18 protein-coding genes, 1 rRNA gene and 1 other annotated feature are annotated in these 21,586 nt (G+C 35.3%); of the genes, 4 read left to right on the top strand and 15 right to left on the bottom strand.

Annotated features, from left to right (window positions below; translation table 11 throughout):
- The first annotated feature begins 16 nt into the window (after nt 1-16).
- On the top strand, nt 17-163 hold the full coding sequence (locus E5Z56_RS11655) for a hypothetical protein (protein WP_175405372.1): 147 nt from the start codon (nt 17-19) through the stop codon (nt 161-163).
- A gap of 87 nt (nt 164-250) precedes the next feature.
- Here the strand turns inward: E5Z56_RS11655 and E5Z56_RS04225 are convergent, their stop codons facing one another.
- Together E5Z56_RS04225 and E5Z56_RS04220 are read right to left on the bottom strand one after the other, a co-directional pair.
- The gene (locus tag E5Z56_RS04225) at nt 251-733 is read right to left on the bottom strand and encodes an HD domain-containing protein (protein WP_138156675.1); all 483 of its coding nucleotides are present in this window, start codon (nt 731-733) and stop codon (nt 251-253) included.
- Nucleotides 723-1,256: a DUF5662 family protein gene (locus tag E5Z56_RS04220; RefSeq protein WP_138156674.1), complete on the bottom strand. Its 534-nt coding sequence runs from the start codon at nt 1,254-1,256 to the stop codon at nt 723-725. Before E5Z56_RS04220 ends, E5Z56_RS04225 begins: the two co-directional genes overlap by 11 nt.
- A 130-nt stretch (nt 1,257-1,386) precedes the next feature.
- Between E5Z56_RS04220 and E5Z56_RS04215 the strand changes: the two genes are divergently transcribed.
- On the top strand, nt 1,387-2,625 hold the full coding sequence (locus E5Z56_RS04215) for a L,D-transpeptidase family protein (RefSeq protein WP_138156673.1): 1,239 nt from the start codon (nt 1,387-1,389) through the stop codon (nt 2,623-2,625).
- Between the two features lie 304 nt (nt 2,626-2,929).
- On the opposite strand, the gene rrf is transcribed toward E5Z56_RS04215, so the two are convergent.
- Nucleotides 2,930-3,046 (bottom strand): 5S ribosomal RNA (gene rrf, locus E5Z56_RS04210).
- 205 nt (nt 3,047-3,251) lie between these two features.
- Between rrf and E5Z56_RS04205 the strand changes: the two genes are divergently transcribed.
- Nucleotides 3,252-4,478, top strand: coding sequence for an ATP-binding protein (locus E5Z56_RS04205; protein ID WP_138156672.1), 1,227 nt, complete (start codon nt 3,252-3,254; stop codon nt 4,476-4,478).
- 11 nt (nt 4,479-4,489) lie between these two features.
- Nucleotides 4,490-5,770, top strand: a complete 1,281-nt coding sequence (locus E5Z56_RS04200; RefSeq protein WP_138156671.1) for a peptidoglycan-binding protein — start codon at nt 4,490-4,492, stop codon at nt 5,768-5,770.
- 50 nt (nt 5,771-5,820) lie between these two features.
- Here E5Z56_RS04200 and E5Z56_RS04195 read toward each other — a convergent pair whose 3' ends face one another.
- The 12 genes from E5Z56_RS04195 to trpE form a co-directional block, all read right to left on the bottom strand.
- Nucleotides 5,821-6,465, bottom strand: a complete 645-nt coding sequence (locus E5Z56_RS04195; protein WP_138156670.1) for an HAD family hydrolase — start codon at nt 6,463-6,465, stop codon at nt 5,821-5,823.
- Nucleotides 6,455-7,384, bottom strand: a complete 930-nt coding sequence (locus E5Z56_RS04190; RefSeq protein ID WP_138156669.1) for a DMT family transporter — start codon at nt 7,382-7,384, stop codon at nt 6,455-6,457. Before E5Z56_RS04190 ends, E5Z56_RS04195 begins: the two co-directional genes overlap by 11 nt.
- Before the next feature lie 2 nt (nt 7,385-7,386).
- A complete protein-coding gene (locus E5Z56_RS04185; RefSeq protein ID WP_138156668.1) occupies nt 7,387-9,564 on the bottom strand; it encodes a hypothetical protein in 2,178 nt (725 codons plus the stop codon).
- A 54-nt stretch (nt 9,565-9,618) separates the two neighbouring features.
- The gene (locus tag E5Z56_RS04180; protein ID WP_138156667.1) at nt 9,619-11,808 is read right to left on the bottom strand and encodes a glycosyltransferase family protein; all 2,190 of its coding nucleotides are present in this window, start codon (nt 11,806-11,808) and stop codon (nt 9,619-9,621) included.
- A gap of 342 nt (nt 11,809-12,150) precedes the next feature.
- Nucleotides 12,151-14,385 (bottom strand): alpha-amylase family glycosyl hydrolase, encoded by a 2,235-nt coding sequence (locus E5Z56_RS04175; protein WP_232842479.1) that lies wholly within the window; start codon nt 14,383-14,385, stop codon nt 12,151-12,153.
- A gap of 162 nt (nt 14,386-14,547) precedes the next feature.
- Complete coding sequence (locus tag E5Z56_RS04170; RefSeq protein ID WP_175405371.1) at nt 14,548-15,351, bottom strand: Cof-type HAD-IIB family hydrolase; 804 nt, start codon at nt 15,349-15,351, stop codon at nt 14,548-14,550.
- Nucleotides 15,352-15,462: 111 nt separating this feature from the next.
- A complete protein-coding gene (trpA, locus tag E5Z56_RS04165; protein WP_138156665.1) occupies nt 15,463-16,236 on the bottom strand; it encodes a tryptophan synthase subunit alpha in 774 nt (257 codons plus the stop codon).
- Entirely contained in the window at nt 16,229-17,413 is a 1,185-nt protein-coding gene (trpB, locus tag E5Z56_RS04160) for a tryptophan synthase subunit beta (RefSeq protein ID WP_138156664.1), read from the bottom strand. The genes trpA and trpB overlap by 8 nt, the downstream gene beginning before the upstream one ends.
- Before the next feature lie 17 nt (nt 17,414-17,430).
- On the bottom strand, nt 17,431-18,225 hold the full coding sequence (gene trpC / locus E5Z56_RS04155; RefSeq protein WP_138156663.1) for an indole-3-glycerol phosphate synthase TrpC: 795 nt from the start codon (nt 18,223-18,225) through the stop codon (nt 17,431-17,433).
- Between the two features lie 11 nt (nt 18,226-18,236).
- The gene (gene trpD, locus E5Z56_RS04150) at nt 18,237-19,247 is read right to left on the bottom strand and encodes an anthranilate phosphoribosyltransferase (RefSeq protein WP_138156662.1); all 1,011 of its coding nucleotides are present in this window, start codon (nt 19,245-19,247) and stop codon (nt 18,237-18,239) included.
- A gap of 11 nt (nt 19,248-19,258) precedes the next feature.
- Nucleotides 19,259-19,828, bottom strand: coding sequence for an anthranilate synthase component II (locus E5Z56_RS04145; RefSeq protein ID WP_138156661.1), 570 nt, complete (start codon nt 19,826-19,828; stop codon nt 19,259-19,261).
- The gene (trpE, locus tag E5Z56_RS04140) at nt 19,825-21,282 is read right to left on the bottom strand and encodes an anthranilate synthase component I (protein ID WP_138156660.1); all 1,458 of its coding nucleotides are present in this window, start codon (nt 21,280-21,282) and stop codon (nt 19,825-19,827) included. Before trpE ends, E5Z56_RS04145 begins: the two co-directional genes overlap by 4 nt.
- 56 nt (nt 21,283-21,338) lie before the next feature.
- Nucleotides 21,339-21,586 (bottom strand) — a binding site (T-box leader).

Raw genomic sequence — 21,586 nt, 5'->3', positions numbered from 1 at the left:
TTTTAGGGGGATTACAATGATTTTAAATTTATGTTTATTTATATTTTTCGGATATGCAGGTAGAGCAATATACAAGATGATAAAGGCTAAACCAAAATACAGAAGAAAATATGTAATGAATACACCTTACGGCAAGGTGAAAGTTATATATGATGAAAAGTAGTTTTTACATTGGTGTTAATTTTATTTACACATAAATATTTGAACCTTTCTAAAGAAAATCACCTATCCCTTTGGGTAGGTGATTTTTCTATATAAATAAGTTTTCAAGTAGTTTTTTACCGGTTTGGGTTTTAAAGATTTTTTCCTTAATTTTCATTGCTGAATCTTTGCTTAAATTATCCTCACAAATATTTACCAAAAAATCTGACTCAACAAGTATTTGATAGTCCATACTATCAATGTTACTGTATGTATGGTGATGAGCAATAAGGAACTTTACTCTATCAATTACATTGTCTGTAAAGTTAAGTTTTCTCAGCATTTTTTCTGCCTCATCAGGACCTAGCTTTTCTTGAATTTTACCATCATTTCTGGAATAAAGTTCCTCACCTTTTTTGATGCCAATATCGTGAGTTAGTGCTGAAGTTTCAAGAATAAACATAGTTTCTTTATCTAGATTTTCTTCTTCGCCTATTAATTTTGCAAATGAATGTACCTTAATAAAGTGGTTAATTCGCTTTTGGTCACCTTTAAAGTAACTTGTCATTTCTAAGAAAAGTTTATTTATCATTTTTAACCATCCTTTTTACATAGGCAAAAGCCTCATCTTCACCTTTATCTGCAAGTAGTCTCAGCATTATTTCTAAGTCCTTTGCAGTTTGAGGGTGCATATGGTATCTGGCTTGACCTTTTAAGAAATAATCCAGAGGGTGGTGGTTGGTATAGTTTTTGCCGTTATATGTTTTACTGGCTGCTACTCTGTCACAGAACATTTCTGCTAAATATCTCTTTGGCATTTCTACCGGTTCAACCTTTTTAGTCTTTAAGTTTATATCTGTCCAATATTCATAATGGTGATTGTTTCTGCCTTTGTGGTGCATCCAAGCCATTGAATAGCCATAAACTTCTCTTTCCTTTTCGTTGGGACTTCTAGTGCCTAAGTAAAATTTTGCACCGGGAATAAACTCTGTTGGACTGTACTTTGATAGGTCATGCCTTAGCCCTTGCCAAAAGATTCCTGCCTTAAAACAATTTCTTATTACCTTGTGTCTGTGCTTTGTTATTGTCTTAAAATGTCCTAGTGGATGTGCCATTGTTTCATTTCCTTCCCATTGTTATGACTTTATTATATCACAAAATGAAATAATTACAAAATACTAAAATTGGTTTACAAAACCGTAACTTTATTGTATTATAACAGATATAAGTATAAAGGAGAGTTTTATGAAGAAATATGTAAAGAATAGCTTTGGCAGATACGGTGGAGTTATCGTTCTTGTTGTGTTCTTTGTTCTTCTGATTTCTCTATCTGTTGGTGGAGCTTTGTATGTTTTTTATGGTGACCAATGGTTTGGCAGAAACCAAGCTGATGTAGTACAGACTGCTAACCAGGACTATGGTACTTGTGTCTTTAGCATAGAAACAAAGTCTATCAAGGTAAAATCTAATGAACGAAAAACAATTAAGATAAAGTCCAATGATGAAAATGCCTCAAAGGCTATTAAATGGACAAGTAGCGATAAGAATACAGCTTTTGTTGACCAAGGCGGTACAGTAATCGGTCTGAAAAAGGGCAAGGTAAAGATTACTGCAACTGCCGGATATTACAGTTCAACTTGCGATGTTCAGGTTACAAGCAACCCTACAGAAGTTTCTAAGGGTTATTCCACAGCTTTTACTGCTAATGAAGTAACTTTAAAGAAAAATAAAAATGACGGTAGTGGCAGAAATCTATATTCTATTGATGTTAATAGAAAGAAAAACTGTGTTACTGTTTATACTTACGATAAAGATGGTAAATATACTGTTCCTGTAAGGGCAATGATTTGTTCTTGTGGTGATGGTGATAATACACCAAAGGGTACATTCTCTATTTTTGTAAAGAACAGATGGCATCCACTTTTCGGTGATGTTTACGGTCAGTATGTAACAGGTTTTAACAATGATATTCTGTTCCATTCAGTTCCATATGAAAAGATGAATCAACCTGAAACTGTAGAAGTTCAGGACTACAACGGTCTTGGTACAAGTATTTCTATGGGTTGTGTTCGTCTTGCAGTAGCTGATGCTAAGTGGATTTACGAGAACTGTGACTTTGGTACAACTGTCAGAGTTTATGAAAGTGACAAGGATGGTCCATTAGGTACACCTAAGTCAATGAAGATTAACGAAAACAAAACAGTTTATTGGGACCCTACCGATAATGACAAGGACAACCCTTATTACAGTAAAGCACCAACATTTACAGGTGCTGATAATGTTACTGTTGAACTTGGTGAATACTTTGACTCAATGAAGAATGTTTCTGCTAAAGATACAAGTGGTAGCAGTATTGATAAAAGTAATATTAAGGTTGACGGTAAAGTCAATACGGATAAAGCAGGGGATTACCTGATTATTTATACTGTTTCCGATGATATGGGCAGAAGTACAACTCAGTATAGAGTAGTAACAGTAAAGTAAGTTAATATTAAAAAGATAGTTAATATTAAACTAACACCTAGCAATTTTGCTAGGTGTTTTTTGTAGGCTATATTGTGTAGTTAATTATATTATTTAATGTAAAAAAATAAACCCCACTTAAAAGTGGGGTTTTGTTATATTCGGATTTTGTAATGTGAAGATAATTAAAATTATTAAAATGAATAAAGTAAATTTACAGATACATAAAAACTATTGGACAAATAGTAGAATTATTGATATAATAATCGGATAAATAAATTTAACAAAAGAAAAATGCCTACCCTATTGGATAGACACTTGTTGATGTTGGCGTCTTCCTATTTTCACAGGCCGCTTCCAGCCAACTATCTTCGGCACTACTGAGCTTAACTTCTGTGTTCGGGATGGGAACAGGTGGACCCTCAGCGTCATCGACACCAACTATTTTCTTTTTGTTTTGTCGTCTCTCTCAACGACAAGATAGATTATATCACCCTTTTCTGAAAAATGCAAGTGTTTTTTCAAAAAAAATTAAAAAAATTTTGAAAAACTTTGAAAATCCCATTAAATAGCCATTTTTAGACGATTGACTACAAGGTATAATTGGAGTAAAATATAAACATATTAAAAGGAAGTAAGGGATTTGTATGAAAAAAACAAAAAAAGCTGCTTTTATGTTATCATCACTTTCTATTTATAAAGGTGTGCTAACAAGAAGTGTACCAAGTGCTTTTCATAAGTTATTGCTTTCTGTTGATGAAGAACCTGAAACATTCCTAAATGCTTACGGTGACTTCTACAGATTACTATGTGACAGAAACGCATCTAACTCATTAAGCTACACTATGACAGAGGCTGCTTTGTTTGACGAAAACTATTTTACAAGAACAGCAACTGCCGATAAGGTTAGTGAAATGTCAGAGGATGAAAAGAAAGCAGTAGTGAGAGATATTGATGCAATTCTTTTTGCATCACAGATTACTCCTGAGGATGTTATTAATGACTATAAATATAAGGAGGAGATTGATGATATTATTGATTGCCTTCCTAAGTGGCATTGTGGTACTCCATCAGAAGAATTTGTTGACTTTAACGATAACCTAGACAAGATTGCAAAGTTCCACAGAGAAAAGGGTTGTGGTATGTTTGCAAGATACCGTTCATTCGTATGGAGAGATAAGGGCATCGAACCTATTATTAATGATGACAAGGTAAGAATTTCTGACCTTGTTGATTATGAATATCAGAGAGACCTTGTTGTTGAGAACACAAGAGCCTTTATTGAGGGCAGAAACGCCAATAACTGCCTACTTTATGGTGATATGGGTACAGGTAAGAGTACAACAGTAAAAGCTACTGTAAACGAATTTAGACGCTATGGCTTAAGAATTGTTGAAATTCCTAAGGAAAAGCTAATGGAATTCCCACTACTTATTGATGCTATCGCTCAAGTACCAATGAAGTTCATTATCTTTATTGATGACCTTTCATTCCAAAGACAAGATGAATGTTACACAAGCCTAAAGGCTGTCCTTGAGGGTGGTGTTGCAGCACTTCCAAAGAATGCTCTTATTTATGCAACAAGTAACAGAAGACACCTTGTTAAGGAGAACTTTGAAGACAGAGATTGTAACGATGTTAACCGTAGAGATAATATGCAGGAAACACTTTCTCTATCAGATAGATTTGGTCTTGCAGTTGGTTATTATGTTCCTGACAAGAGAAGATTTTTACATATTGTTGAAGAACTTGCAAAGGCTCATCATATTGATATGGATCAGGAACAGTTATTCCTACAGGCAGAATCTTTTGCTACACAGAGAGCAACTCGTTCTCCAAGAACTGCTCAGCAGTTTATTAAATCATTACTATAAAGGAAAATATAATGAGAATAGCGAAAACAACCATATGTGCATTGCTTTTACTTTGCACATTGATTTTTACTGTTGGTTGCAACAGTAGTGACAGTTCCTATCCCATTACAATAGGAAATACTACTTTTAACTCTAAGCCTGAGAAAGTTGCAGTATTAAGCCCTAATGTGGCTGATATTGTCTGTCAGCTTGGTATGGAAAAGGATATTACTTTAATTAGCAGTGATGTTATTACAGATAGCATTAAGAATAAGAAAACTTGTGGTACTGCTATTGAACCTGATACAAAGAAGATTATTGATAACGATATTGAAGTTGTACTGGCTGATGACAATATGTCCGATGGTGCTATAAAGACACTTGAAGATAATGATGTTAAGGTTGTACAGTTTCATTACGGAAATACCGGTGAAGATATACTGACAACATATACTTCTGTCGGTGCAATTCTAAATGGTGAAATAGGTAAAACTCAGGGTAACAAGGCTTATACTAAGCTAATGACTACTCTTAAGAATTATAAAGCTGAGTTTAGCAAAAAGCACAGTAAGGACAAGCTACTTTTCCTTGAGGGTACAGGTCCATATGTTTCTGTAATTAAGGAAAGTTGGTACGGTAAGCTACTTGCCTTTACCGGTACTGATGTTGTTACTAAGGATGTTAATAACTCAACTTATGATGTTAATATGATTGGTAGTCTAAACCCTAAGTATCTGGTTTGTAATAATGATACATATAAAAGTTTAGAGAATAAAGATACGCTGAAAAAGTGTGACTTTAACAAGTCTAACGGTCATATTATTATTGAGAAAGATAAGCTAAAGTTACAAGGCAAAACTGCCATAGAAAATGTGGAAAAAATCTTGCAGACTATTGATAAGAGTACCTTTGAAAAGATAAAGTCTACTGCTACAACTACTGTAGAAAAGACTACTAAGGGTACTGCTTCTACAACTGTAAGTAAAGCAACTACAACAGTAACAACCACAACTGTACCTACAACAACTAAACCTAAAGAAAAGTATCCACTACAGTCAAAGTACAAGGTTAAGTTTACCGATAGTGCTATTAAAACAATGACACTACAGTCACAGAATGACTACAACAAGGCTATGCAAGAAAGACTTACTGACCTAGGTTATCTTGCAAGTGGCAATGCTACAGGTTACTTTGGTGATATGACAAAGACAGCACTTGAAACATTCCAAAAGAATAATAAGCTAAGTGCTACCGGTACTGTTGATAGCAAAACATTACAAGTAATGTTTAGTTCTTCAGCTAAGAAAGTTTAATAAAGATTAAAAAATGCTCAAGTAAGTTTTATCCTACTTGAGCATTTCTTTTATACATAATTTTTAATATCTAATAATGAGTCGCAAAGTGCAAATAACTTTGGCTTTATACTTTCATCACAAGGTGTTAGGTCAGGCACAACAATAGTTTTGCAATTTGCATTAATTGCAGACAATGCACCGTTTGGTGAGTCCTCTACTGCAATACATTCTTCCGGTTTTAGTCCCAGTTTTTCACTTGCTAATAGGTAAATATCCGGTGCAGGTTTTGAGTTCTTAACCATTGGACCACATACACAAGTATCAAAATACTGAAACAGATTAACCCTTGACAAATGGTCTTTTGCCCTTTCTAAAGGTGAAGATGTTGCAAGGGCTATTTTTATACCTTTTTCCTTTAGATAAGGTAAAAGTATGTCAGCACCTTTCTTCATTTCAACACCCTTTTCATTTACAAAGTTATCCATCAGTTCAATTCTCTTTGCTTTAACTGTGGGATAATCAAAATCTTCACCAAAAAATGACTTTAGCTTTGCCTCAGCCTTTTTGCCGGTTAATGAGCGTAAAGCAAGTACATGGCTTTCTGTTGCCGGATAGTTAAAGTAGTGTAGTGCCTCTAACCAAAAACGCTGATAAAGAATTTCTGAGTTTAGCAGTACACCATCCATATCAAAAATTGCACCTTTAATTTTCATCTTTCTTACTCCTTAAATTTACAAGAATAATACCTATTGATATTAACACAACAGATACAATGTTGTAAAGATTAATTATATCTTCACCTAACAGAATACCACTCCATATTGTGCCGAAAATTGGGATTAGTAGGTTGAAAATAAGAATCTTGGATACAGGGTTGTATTTTAATAAAGCTGTCCACAAGGTAAATGAGGCAGCAGAAACAATACCTAAGTAAATTAGTAGCAGATATATTGTAATGTTTGAAAAGTCAAGATAACCACCAAACAATGCACCTACAATAATAAGTCCACCACCACCTATAAGTAGGTGATAGGCTGAAACAGTCATAGGGTCTCTGCCTTTGCTGATTTTTTTGCAATAAATATTGCCACCGGTTGCTGCAATTGTGGAGAATACCACAAAGCCTTCTCCAAAAAGAGTAAACCCACCGGTAGTAAGTCCATCAAGGTTAATGACAATTACACCTATAAAACCGATAATACAACCTAAAATCTTTTTAACATTTAGCTTGTCCGATGTGAAAAAGATTGGTGAAATCAGCACACCGATAAATGAACCTAGGGAAGTGATTACTGAGGTTTTTGTACCGGTAGTGTTGGAAAGTCCTATGTAAGAAAATAGATATTGCAAGAATATCTGTAGGAAACCCATAATTGATATTGGTAAAATATCTTTCCTACCGGGTTTTACAAATCTTTTTTGCAATATAATTGCCACAATAAGCACCATTATACCGGCAATAAAGAACCTATATCCGGCAAAAAGCACCTTTGAGGCATAATCACTTGTTGGAATTGAAAATATTTCATAGCACTTTTTAATTACAGGAAAAGCAGTGCCCCACAATGTTACACATAGTAGGGCAATTAAAGGTGCTATTATTTTGTTACTGAAAAATTTTTTTGAATTCATAATTATCTCTTTGCTAAGTTGTAATTTTTCTTTTTAAATAATGAGGCATATATTAAAACTTCTGCTAAAGCAATAGTAGCAATTAGTGCTATGTAAGCCGGTAAACTCATTAATGCTGTTCTTTCGCTATAAAACAAACCGAACTTCAGGTCACCGTTAATAGGTTCACCGTTAATTTTTAATTCACCGGGTAAGCAGTCAATCTGTGAACTGTCTGAATAGTTAAATTCTTGATAGTCAGAGTCAGCTCCTAAACCTTTAATTGTTAAGGTGAATTTCTCGTTATGAGTAGGTGAGTATGTTTTAGGCAGTTTTAATATAACATTCCTTGTCTTTTCAAATGTATAATAGCTGGAATAAGTCTTTTCTGCAAGAACCTTATTTTTACTGTTTTTCAGTCTGATTTTATACTTAGAAGAAGGATTGTCATGATGATCAATACTGAAAAATGATAATTTATTAAAGTCACTGTCAGCATAGAATGTTTGTTTAAGTACTTTATTATGTTCGGAAACATTATCAATTTCATTGCTTACAGAAGAAAAGTTCTCTATTTTTGGAGTTTCCCTTACTATTTGATTAAATGAAACATAATAAATGTTTGAAAGTAATAAGGCAATAAACAAAGTTGCAACTGTTATGTAAGAAACTTTATAACACTTCTTAGTGCTAACTTCCGGTACAGTGAATTTATTTTCAATTGAAATTCCACCCATACTAGCCATTGCAATAATAATCGGTACGAAAGGCAATGCGTAATTAATCTTTACTTCCCATATCATATAGAAAACCAATGCACCAAGTAAAGTGATTGCAAGTAGTAAATCTTTCTTTGATGATTTGTTTATAAATAGCTTATATAAATAAACCATAATAAAAATGTTAAAGGCTAACCATAACATTTGACAATACATCATTAGCATATGTTTCTTTGGTCCACAAATATAGTCATTAAAACTTCTATATGTGTTACTGCCTTTTTGTCTTGTATAGTAACCTACAGAACCCTCACTCCACATAAGGCTGCTTTTTTCGTATTGATGTTTAAACAAAGTTAGTGGTGTATAACTTTTAAGAGTTCTCTTAATATCCTTAATAGAGTCCTTGTTGATTTCTTCTGTGGTATTCATTGCTTCATGCTTATTTTTGTACTGTAAGTCATAAGCACCGTCACCTTTAAGACTCATAGCAATCCAGTGAGTAATAGGGAATTGCTTATCACTACCTGTGTAGTAGTGGTTGTCAATTCCTTTACAGGCTAAGAATGATGTACCGGCTACTACTGCACAAATTGCAAGGGAAAAGGCTGATTTTAGCAGATTCTTTTTGTCTTTAAATGCCCAGAAAAACATACAGATAACGCCGGCTAAAGAAATAAAGATAACAACCGGTCTAACCTTATAACCAACAACACTTAGCACACCTATAATGGCTGAATTAATGATTATAGATTTCCGTGTTGTGGCTTTGATTAGGTTTGCACCACATAGGAAGATGCCACCTATAAAAGGCATACATATTGTTGCAGTATATACCCATGAGGATGAAAATTGAACAGATGGTAGTAGTACACTTAGTAGTAGGAACTTAGTAGCTGTTGCTTTTTTACCTGTAAATTTAACAATGGCAAAGTAGAAAAGAACAGTTGTGCCTATAATACATAGTGAATTAAAAATTCTACCAACCCAAAGAAGGTTGTCCTGTCCTACAAAGAAAAATGCTTTGAATAGATAATATAGGATAAGAACAATAGCATTGTTGTTGCTATATTTTCCAAAGTAGTTGTCATTGCCATCTATTATATTAATATCTCCTCTTGCCATTTTAATTGCATAATCCTGAACATAGTAAGAGTCAGAGTTAGGAATAGCAGGAAATAAAAATATATTTGCTATAGTTGTTATACTGTAAATTCCTATCAGCACAATTGCAAGGGTTGTTAACCCTTTATCTGAAAGCTTATTGATTAGCTTAAAAAGTGCCATAATGCCAATTACCATCAATATGCCACCAATAGCAATTAGCGAGTAAACTAATAATTGTGAAGTTGTATTGTTAGGATTTTTAGTTAAAAGTAATGCTATTTTGTCATTAGCTATAATAGACGAAATGTTAAGTAAAATAAGAATGCCTAAAACAATAGAAATTAGTTTAGCAAAAAAATTTGTAAACTTCGTCATTGAAATTCCTCCTATAAAACAAACTATAAATCCTTAAAGAACCAAGGTTATCTATTAATCATTATAATGCTTTTTCTTAGAAAAGCCAAAATAAAGAAATGCTGTTATAACTTCTATCAAGACAATTCTTACACAAAAAGCACAGTATCTTTTTGGTAAAAGAAGTGAACTTTTGTGCATTTCAGAAACAGTAAGTCTTAAGTCACCTTTCACAAGCTTACCGTTAGTTCTTAGGTTACCCCTTATAGGGTCAATGTCATTACCATGGCTATAACCAAAGTTAAAAGCCTCTCTAGTACCGGAAATACCCTTAACTGTTATCTTGAACTTTTCTTCACCTGATGGTGTGTACTTTTTAGGTAATTTCAGTTTTATATCGGAAATACGATTTGTATAGTCCTTGCTATCAACCAGCTTTGTGGAAATAGTTTTGTTTTTGCTATTCTTTAGAGTTATCTTGTATTTACTGTTACTAACAGAAGGGTTGTTTCTACAAGCTACATTTAGGTAAACTCTGTTGAACTTTTCTTTAGTGTAAAACTCTTGAGTGATTGTTCTCTTTTTTGTTGCAACTTTTTTGATTGAACAGTTGTGAGTTGACTTAACAAGAAGTTTCTTGTCACTTACTTTCATAACATTGTCGGTAAAGAATGGTGCACCGATGAACATAAGTACAATTGAGAAAATTGCTACAGCAGAATAAGAAATTCTACCAATGTTCTTAACCTTAGCATTTGACATAGCAAAAGCATTTTCAATACTTTCACCACCTAAAGTAGCCATACCTATAATAAAGAATACAAATGGTACTGCATAGGCAGTTTTTACTTCCCATATCATATAGAAACCATAACCACCTAGCAAAGTAAGAATTTGTAATAAGCCGTATTTACTTTCTTTGTTAAAGATAAATCTTATTATGTAAATTAGTGTAAGTATGTGGAGAGATAGCCACAACATCTGAGTATATAGACACATTAAGTCACTTTTTGAGCCATATAACCATTTGCTTAGTGGTGTGTATTTTTCAGCAGAACCGATTAATCGAGATTGATATTCCAGTGAACCGATAGCCCAGATATTGCCATTCTTAATATATAGATGGCTGATAAATGAACCGGCATTGTAATTGCTTAGTCTTTCTTTGATATGTTTATTTACATTAGCTTTCATTTCATCTGTGTTAGAAAGCCTCATATTCTCTTGTACCAACTGTGGGTCATACATACCGTTTTCAGTAAGACCCATAGCTACCCAGTGAGTAAGAGGGAAGTTACCATCACTACCTGTGTAGTAGTGGTTGTTAAGTGCCTTAGTTGTTGCAAATGAACCTAAAGCAAAAACTGCACAAATACCTACCATTAAAGCAGACTTCATTAAACGCTTTTTGTCTTTAACAGTCCATAGGAATAAGCATATAAAACCGGCAATAGATAGGATAAGTACAACCGGTCTGATGTTGTAACCAACAATACTCAAAACACCGATAATTGCTGAATTAATGATAATTGATTTTTTTGATTGATTCTTAATAAGGTTTGCACCACATAACATTATACCACCTATAAAAGGTAGGCAGATAGTGGCTGTATATACCCAAGAAGTCATAAAAATCATTGGTACAAAAAGTAGATTTAACAAAATAAATTTTGCACCGGTAGTTTCTCTTTTGGATAGTTTCTGTATTGCAAGGTAGAACAGTACCAGACTACCCATAATGCAAGAAGCATTAAACAATCTGCCAACTTGAATTAGGTCGGTAATTCCAAGTGAATAAGCTATTTTGTAAATAAAATAAAGCAGAATAATCAGTGGGTTGTTGTTGCTATACTTTCTAAAGTACTGTGAATTGCCATTGATTACATCCTTAGTACCATGAGCCATACCAACTGCTTGGTCGTGTACATAAAAGCTATCAGTCATTGGAATTGTAGGGAAAAGGTAGGTGATAGCTACAACAGATATACCGTAAATCACAAACAGTGCTATCGTAAAAATCAGCAGTCCCTTTTTTGACAGTTTATTAATAAGCCTAAACAGTCCCATTATTGTACAGGTGATAATTATGCCACCTACTGCAATTGAGGTAAATAGCCAGAACAACTGTTTACCATCCTGACTTGTTGCTGAAAAGTAGTTTCCGTATTCCGGATAAGAGATAATAATTCCTGAAATGGTGATGCAAATAAGTATCCCCATAAGGATAGCGAATACTTTGCTTACGCAATTTGAAAATTTCTTCATTTTATAACTTCCTATCTTTTTTGTCAAAAAACAACATTAATATACACCTTTTTAAGGAAAAAATCAACTGTACACAAATTTACAGATGTATTATTGAGGACAGAAAAATTCATTCTATCCCCATATATAACACGATTTAGAGGGGCTAAAAGTTACATATATTTTAAAGTTTAGAGCATTAGCTAAGTGAAGTGATATTATACTTTGTTGGATTGGATATATTTCACAAAAAATTATATTATTTTTATGCAAATAAAATAATTATAAATTTCTATATAAAATAGAAAAAGCCTTCCCATTTGGGAAGACTTTTTCAAAACTTAGGAGATTGTAGTTGTAAGATTATTTTAAGTAAGTTAAACCTGTGTCGCCAATTGCACCGTTAACTTCACTGCCTGAGTTCTGTAGAACATAAACTCTCATATTACCCTGGCCACTAGCACCACTTGTTGAAAGTGTGCCACCTGTAACAACTTTCTTGTCACCTGTAACTGCATCAATATATGTGCCGTTTGGTAGACCCTTGAATGTTGCGTCACCACTGATTGTTACACAAGCTACTGAATCAACGCCTTCATCAGCATTTGTATATCTTCTGATGTAAGCCATATTACCACTTACATAGTTGCTATCAGTTGTGTACTGACCTTTTTGTAGAGCAGGAACAGCTCTTCTAATCTGGTTTAGCTTTTCCAGATGCTTTGAAAGTGGAGCATTTAGTGTAGAAGCTACTGTGCCTGAAGCTGTATATTTACCGTAGTCACTTGCAGTAACTGAACCTTCTAGGTAGTCACCGAAGTATGCACGACCTGTTTTGTCTAGTGGAGCGTTAGGACCAACATCAATTGGAACATCTTTCTTAAATTCTACTTCTGAACCATAGTAGATACATGGGATACCACGGAATGTGAACATTAAGTCCATATTTTCTGCCCAAGCAGCAGCACCACCCTGGTAACGAGTCTTTTCTTGACCGTCAGGACCGTAGTCGTGAGAGTCAACATATGTAACTGCCCATGTTGCGTCATTGTATAGTGAATCTTCACCCTTAGCAGCACCGAATGCTGAACCTGCATCTTTAAATGCCCAGTGCATAGGGAAGTCGATTGTACTTGTGCCGTTTGCTTTGCTATAGTCAGGTGTGTGATAAGATACACCGTTTAGGAAAGCATTGTTACTTGTCTGGTTGAAACTTCTGTTCTGGTAAGCTTGATAATGCTTAACAGAGTTATCATAGTTAGATTTCCAGTCAGAGTTGCTCCAGTTGTTCTGCCATGCACTGTCTGTTTCGTTCCATGTGTAGAAGAAACATGAGTCGGAAGAACCACCTTCGTTGTAAGCACCATGGTATCTTGCACAAACTTCACCGAATAGGTGGAAGTTCTTGTACTGATTAAATACAGGGAAGAAAGCGTTGTTTAGTGTCCAACGGTTAATGTGCTTTTCTGTATCCATTCTGAATGCATCAACACCCATATCCAGGTACTTAGAATATGTATCTGTAATGTACTTTGCAACTGTTGGATTTTCTGTATTAATATCAACACAGTCACCTGCCATCTGACCTGTTTGTTCTGTGTATGAACCGTAGCTTAATGACTTGTCATGGTGATAGTTGTGCTGAGTATCGTTAGCATCTTCCTTCATAACTGCAAGTCTTGCCTGATACTGAGCATCCGGCTTCATATTGCTATAGTCAGAATACTTATTAGCTAGTGTAGAACCTGAGATAACCTTCATACAGTCTGATGAACCTAGGTTGCTATAGTCCTTAGTGAACATAGGAGCTAGGTTAGCTTCACCAAAGTTACCTGTGTGGTTAAATACAACGTCCTGAATAATCTTTAAGCCTTTTTCGTGAGCTGCATCAATTAGGTCCTGATATGAAGTGTCATCACTTTCGTATCTTGGGTCAACCTTTGTAAAGTCAAATGCGTGGTAGCCATGGTAGTCATAGCCTGATGCATTTTCTACAACAGGTGTAATCCAAATTGCTGAGAAGCCAAGAGCCTTGATGTAGTCTAGCTTTTGGATAAGACCCTTGAAGTCACCTCTCCATGCTGGGTCTGTGTCAGGGTTGTTAGCCTGACCGTCATCCCAACAGTGAACATTGTTACTCTGGTCACCATCGTAAAATCTTGTTGTAATTACGAAGTAGATAGAGTCTTCTCTAAGGTCTGTTCTTTCATAATCTGTATCTGATGGTTGTTTGTTGTACCAACGGTTACTCTTGTACCAGAATTCGTTAGTACCACTGTTTGTGTTTCTTGTAAGTTCTTTACCCTGAGTACCGTCACTTTCGATGAACTGTAGGTTAATCTTAGAAACACTTGAGAATGTGTATCTGTAGTAGTTACCACCCTCACTTGTCATTTTTACACCGGGATACTCTGTAGAAATATTGTTTGGAAGTGCATTCCAGTAGTAAACGCTTGGAGTTCCTTTTTCTGTGTAGTAGTGAACAGTAATGCCTGTTGCACCGGTTGATTCTTTATCTGTCTGTGCAGCAGATGCAGAAACTACAAGTGCTGACATAGCCAAAGTTAGAACCATTAAGATTGCGACTAATTTTTTCATTGGCGTTATCTCCTTTTGCATATTTCATTATTATAATTATAAACAGAAAAGCTATGGTTATATTTCTATAAAAGAATTATAGCCATAGCTAGGTATCCAATAATTTACTATTAAATTTGTCTATTATTCATAATATGTGAATTGATTATGAATAAAGTATTTCTAAAGGATATATTCTTTAATAATTTTTGCAACACCACAGTCATTGTTGCTGACTGTTACAAGATTTGCATAGTCTGAAACGCCCTCTTTGCTATTTTTCATAGCAACACCAAGACCTGCTTCCTTTAGCATTTCAATATCGTTAAAGCTGTCCCCCATTGCAATCATCTTTTCAACAGGAACACCTGTGATTTTTGCAAGGTTGTGAAGTCCCTCACCTTTATTTACATTTTGTGGTGTAATTTCCAGGAAGAATGGTTCACTTAGGAATACATGAAGCTTTGGTTCTAATGTATCGTGAATGTTGTCATAGTTTGCACCGATAACCTTTGGGTCATCAACAAGCAGTAGCTTGTTCATTTCCGTATCAAGTGTTAAAAAGTCCTCGTGATATTCAAATGGTAGGTGAACAACATTAGCTTCGGTTCTAGACCAATCATTTAGTGCATGACCGGCAATAATCTTGTGGTCAAGTGGGGAAGAAACTGTAATTGTTGTACCCTTTACTAAGTCAAAGACTTTTTGTACATATTCTTTAGGGAAAGCCTTGTTGTAAAGAACCTTGTCATTCTTTACATCATAAATTCTGCCACCATTGTAGGAAAGTACATATCCACCGTACTTCTCTAGGTGTAAATCCTTAACAAATGGCAACGCACCACTTGCAGGTCTGCCGGTACAAATAGCAACGGTTTTGCCTTGTTCTTGCATTTCTATAATTGCATCAACATTTTCTTTTGGAATAACCTTGTCATCATTTAACAAAGTACCATCCATATCAAGTGCTATTAAATCATATTTCATAATTATCACCATCACGATTTTAGCACATTTGAACTACACTGTAAATATAGTTAGAAATAGAAAAAAGACCTTACTTAAAAGGTCTTTTTGTATGGAATTATTAAATTTTGTTTACTGTGAAATTGCATCTTTCATAGACTTAACATATTCTGCAACATAAGGAACACAGTCCTTGCCGTACTTTGCACAAATCTTTACAATAGCAGAACCCACAATTACACCGTCTGCATTTTTTGCCATTTCCTTTGCTTGTTCAGGAGTTGAAATACCAAAACCCACTGCACAAGGAATATCCTTAACTGACTTTACAAGGTCAATCATTTCACCGATATTTGTTGTAATATTCTGTCGTACACCTGTAACACCTAGGGAAGATACACAGTACATAAAGCCTGATGCATAATTTGCAATCATCTTGATTCTATCGTGACTTGTTGGTGCAACGAATGAAATATATTCAACACCGTACTTTTCGCAAGATGGCTTTATAACATCTCTTTCTTCATATGGAACATCAGGGATAATAAGTGCATCAACACCAACTTGCTTACAGTTAGCAAGGAACTTGTCAGTATTATAACCATAAACAACATTTGCATATGTCATAATTGCTACTGCACAAGAAAGTTTTTCCCTTACTTTTGCAATCATTTGGAAGATTTTATCTGTTGTTGCACCTGCTGCTAACGCTCTAATGTCAGCCTCTTGAATAACAACACCCTCAGCTACAGGGTCAGAGAAAGGAATACCGATTTCAATAATATCAGCACCGTTTTTGTCCATTTCAATTAATAGTTGTTCTGTAACTTCAAGGCAAGGGTCACCGGCAGTTACGAATGGGATAAATGCCTTGCCATTCTTAAATGCATCTGTAATTTTACTCATAAATCTCAACTCCTCTGTATCTAGCGATTGCTGCAACATCCTTATCTCCTCTACCTGATAGGTTTACAACAATGATTTTGTCTTTGTCCATAGTTGGAGCAAGTTTCATTGCATAAGCAACTGCGTGAGAGGATTCAATAGCAGGGATAATACCCTCGGTTCTTGATAAATATTCAAAAGCATTTACTGCTTCATCATCTGTAATAGCAACATACTCTGCTCTGCCAATATCGTGAAGATATGCGTGTTCAGGTCCAACACCGGGATAGTCAAGACCGGCAGAAATTGAATATACCGGTGCAATCTGACCGTATTCATTCTGACAGAAATAACTGTGCATACCGTGGAAAATACCGTCTCTGCCTGTTGAAATTGTAGCAGCAGTTTTGTCTGTGTCAATACCTTTACCGGCAGCCTCACAACCGATAAGTCTTACTTCTTCATCAGGGATAAATTCGTGGAATGCACCGATAGCATTACTGCCACCACCAACACAAGCCATAACTACATCAGGAAGTCTGCCTTCCTTTTCCATAATCTGACTTTTGATTTCTTTACCGATAACACTCTGGTAATCTCTTACAATAGTTGGGAATGGGTGAGGACCCATAACTGAACCAAGTACATAGTGAGTATCGCTGATTCTGTTAGTCCATTCTCTGAAGGTTTCGTTAACTGCATCTTTTAGTGTCATTGTGCCACTTGTTACTGCGTGAACCTTTGCACCAAGAAGTTCCATTCTAAATACATTTAGTGCCTGACGGTCTGTGTCCTCTTTACCCATAAAGATTTCACATTCCATACCCATAAGTGCTGCTGCAGTAGCAGTAGCAACACCGTGCTGACCTGCACCAGTTTCGGCAATTACTCTTGTTTTGCCCATTTTCTTTGCAAGTAGTACCTGTGCCAAAGCATTGTTTAGCTTGTGACTGCCTGTGTGGTTAAGGTCCTCTCTCTTTAAGTAGATTTTAGCACCACCAAGGTCCTTAGTCATCTTTTCTGCATAATAAAGACGAGATGGACGACCAACATATTCTCTAAGCAGTTCATTTAGTTCATCGTTAAAGTCTTTATCATTTTTGTATTTATTATAAGCATCCTCTAGTTCCATAATGGCATTCATTAGTGTTTCAGGGATAAACTGACCACCATGTCTGCCAAATCTTCCGTTTGACATATTAATTCTCCTTCTTCTTATTTATATAATGGTTCACCGTTAAGCTCAGCAAGAGCCTTTGATTTATCTTCACTTCTCATAAGTGTTTCACCGATTAAAACAGCATTTACATTAGCTTTCTTTAGGTTAGCAATGTCTGTGCTTGTTTTGATACCACTTTCTCCAACAAATAAAATATTTTCCGGAACAAGTTTTCTTAGGTTGATACAGTTGTTAATATCAACTGTAAAGTCCTTTAGGTTACGGTTGTTAACACCGATAATTTTTGCACCACAGTTTAGTGCCATTTTAACTTCTTCTTCTGTATGAGCCTCAACTAAAGCCGAAAGTCCAAGAGAAGTTGCAATATCTAAGTATTCCTTAATTTCTTCTTCGGTAAGAATTGCACATATTAGTAGTATAGCAGATGCACCGATTACCTTTGCCTCGTAAATCTGATAGGCACATACTGTAAAATCTTTTCTTAAAATAGGAATAGAAACTTCCTTGGTGATTTCTTCAAGATATTCATTCTTACCTTTAAAATATTTTGGTTCGGTTAAGCAAGAAATTGCTGATGCACCGGCTTTTTCATAGTCTTTGGCAATTTCTTTGTAAGGGAAGTTTTCTGCAATAATACCTTTGCTTGGACTTGCTTTCTTTACTTCACATATGTAGGAAAGTCCTTCCTTTGCCAAAGCCTTTTCAAATGGAAAACCTGTGTTGCTGTCCATCTTCTCAGCTTTACCTTTGATTTCTTCAAAAGGTACAACCTTTTCTTGCTCAATATATCTTTGTTTTGTATATACTGCAATTTCGTTAAGTATTGTCATATCTATCTCACTTATTCATTAGTTAAAGCAACGAATGCTTCCTTAGTAGCAAAAGCCTTGCCACTGTCTATAATTTCTTTTGCATAGTCAACACCGGACTTAATAGAGTCTGCCTTACCTGCAACATAAAATGCAATACCTGAGTTTAGCAGCACAATATCTCTCTTTGCACCTTGTTCTTTGCCTGTAAGAATATCTAAAGTGATTTCTGCATTTTCTTTGCCGTTACCACCGATTAGGTCATCCATTGGGTAAGTCTTTAGTCCAACTTCTTCCGGTGTAATGTAGTAGGAATGTACCTTACCGTCACGAATTTCTGAACAATAAGTCTTTGTTGTAACAGTAGCCTCATCCATACCGTCTAAACCGTAAATAACCATACCTTTCTTAACACCAAGGTTGATAAGTGTCTGTGCTAATGGCTCACATAAATCTTGACTAAACACACCCATAACCTGCATTGATGCACTTGCAGGGTTTGTTAAAGGTCCAAGAATGTTAAAAATGTTTCTGATACCGATTTCTTTTCTTGGCTTAGCAACATACTTCATTGACTTGTGGTAGCACTGTGCAAACATAAAGCACATACCACATTGGTTTAGTACTTCTTCACTTCTTTCAGGTGTAATGTTAAGGTTTACACCTAAGTTTTCAAGACAATCGGCAGCACCTGACTTACTGCTCATTGAACGGTTACCATGCTTTGCAACAGGAACACCACCGGCAGAAATAACAAATGCCGAAGTAGTGGAAATGTTGAATGTACCTGTACCGTCACCACCTGTACCTACAATTTCCATAACCTTTACTTTAGGGTTAATGTGTAGAGCCTTTTCTCTCATAACTGTTGCACAAGCTGTGATTTCGTCAATAGTTTCACCTTTCATCATAAGTGCTGTTAAGAATGCACCAATCTGTGCCTCAGTAGCTTCACCACTCATAATTTCGTTCATAACTTGCTTTGTTGTATCTATATCAAGATTTTCTCTTTTACTTAGTTTTACAATTGCTTCTTTAATCATTTTTTACATCCTTACTTTATGTCTAAAAAGTTTTCAAGTAGTTTCTTGCCACCAACTGTCAATATGCTTTCAGGATGGAACTGTAGTCCGTAGATTTCATAATCTCTGTGTTTTACTGCCATTATTTCACCCATATCATCAGTTGAAGTAACAATTAATTCTTGTGGTAAAGTTTCTTTTTTTGCAATTAGTGAATGGTATCTTGCACCTACCATTTTGTCACCCATACCATTAAATATTTTGCAAGTTGGGTCAATGTTTAGTGTGCTTTTCTTGCCATGCATTAGCTTTTTAGCATGAGTGATTTCTGCACCGAAAACTTCACAAATAGCTTGATGACCAAGGCATACACCTAAGATTGGTTTCTTGCCCTTAAAGTATCTGATTACATCTTCACAGATACCGGCATCCTTTGGATAACCCGGACCGGGAGAAATAATAATGTGGCTTGGATTTAGCTTTTCGATTTCTTCCACAGTCATTGTATCATTTCTGATAACCTTAATGTCCGGATTTACACTACCGGCAAGTTGAACAAGATTGTAAGAAAAACTATCGTAGTTATCAATTAGTAAAATCATACTTCTTCAACCTCCCCGGCATTCTTAATTGCATTCATTACTGCAAGTGCTTTGTTGTAGCTTTCCATATATTCATTGTGTGGGATACTGTCTGCTACAATACCACCACCGGCTTGAACATAAACTTTGTCTTTAATTTTTGATGCCATTCTGATTGCGATACAAGTATCCATATTGCCATTAAAGTCAATGTATCCGATAGCACCACCATAAACACCTCTTGGGCATTTCTCTAATTCTTCAATAATCTCACAAGCTCTAACCTTTGGTGCACCTGAAAGTGTACCGGCAGGTAGTACTGCCTCAATTGCATCAAATGAATCAACAGTATCAAGTGCATCACTTTGTACTTCTGAGCAAATGTGCATAATCTTTGAGTATCTTAAAACTTTCATATATTCTGTAACTGTAACAGAATTGAACTTTGAGATTTTACCAATATCGTTTCTGCCTAGGTCAACCAGCATATTGTGTTCTGAAAGTTCCTTTTCGTCTTGTAGTAGGTCTTTCTCTAGTGCAATATCCTCTTCTTCTGTTTTGCCTCTAGGTCTTGAACCGGCAATAGGGAATGTTGTCATTCTGCCGTTTTGGTATCTTACCAAAGTTTCAGGTGAAGTTGAGATAATCTCATTTTCACCGATTTTCATAAATACCATATAAGGACTAGGGTTTGTAACTCTAAGTACTCTGTAAGCATTTAGTAGGCTACCCTCATATTTTGTTTCAAATCTTCTGCTGATAACTGCTTGGAAAATATCACCGTCAAAGATATATTCCTTAGTTTTGTTTACTGTATCGGCATATTCTTCTTCGGTAAAGTTTGACTTAAACTCAACATCCTTGTAAGAAGTCAACTTGCTTACAGGTGTTGGGTCATTAATCATTTTAACGATTTCATCAATATCATTAATAGCCTTGTTGTACTGATTTTCAAGGTCATTGGTTTTCATATTTACAATAACAGTGATTTTCTGTTTTAGGTGGTCGTAAGCAATTATTTTGTCACAAAGCATAACATCAAAGTCGTTAAATTCACTTGACTTTAACTTTAGTGTTGGTTCAGCATAACCAATCATTGAATAACCGTAGTAACCAACCAAACCACCTGTGAAAGGAGGATTACCCTTGATTGTAGGTGTTTTGTAGTGACTTAGGTATTCTCTTAATACTGTTAGAGGTTTCTTGGTTTCTACTACCTTAGCACCCTCACCTTCAATAGTAACAACACCGTCTTTGCAGTAAAGTCTTGCCTTTGGGTCAAATCCAAAGAAACTGTATCTTGCCCACTTTTCTCCACCTTCGATACTTTCCAGTAGATAGTAGTTCTTGTATTTGTCTGCTATTTTTCTTAATAATGTAATGGGAGTGATAACATCAGCATAAATTTCCTTGCTAACAGGAATAACATCATATTCTTTATACTGTGCTACCTGATCAAAACTTGGTGAATACATAGGTTTCTCCTTTCTCTTTAGTAAAAATTATAATAAAAAAAGCCCTTGTCCCTAGATAAAGGGACAAAAGCTGTAATAAACTTCTGCGGTGCCACCCAAATTGGTACAATAGTACCCACTTTACATATGCTAACACATACTCCTTGTTGTAACGGTCAAGGTTTCCGTCAGTACCTACTTTATAAAAATATTTCAGTCTGCCCTCTTGAGTCCATTCCAAATGATTTTAATTATTGTCTTGCACCATCCGACAACTCTCTATAAATCTCCATCAAATGTACTTACTCTCAATCAACGGTTTGTG

This window comes from Ruminococcus bovis (assembly GCF_005601135.1).
Taxonomy (GTDB): Bacteria; Bacillota; Clostridia; order Oscillospirales; family Acutalibacteraceae; genus Ruminococcoides; species Ruminococcoides bovis.
The sequence above is the reverse complement of the archived record's forward strand: the minus strand, read 5'-3'. Positions and strand labels throughout refer to the sequence as shown.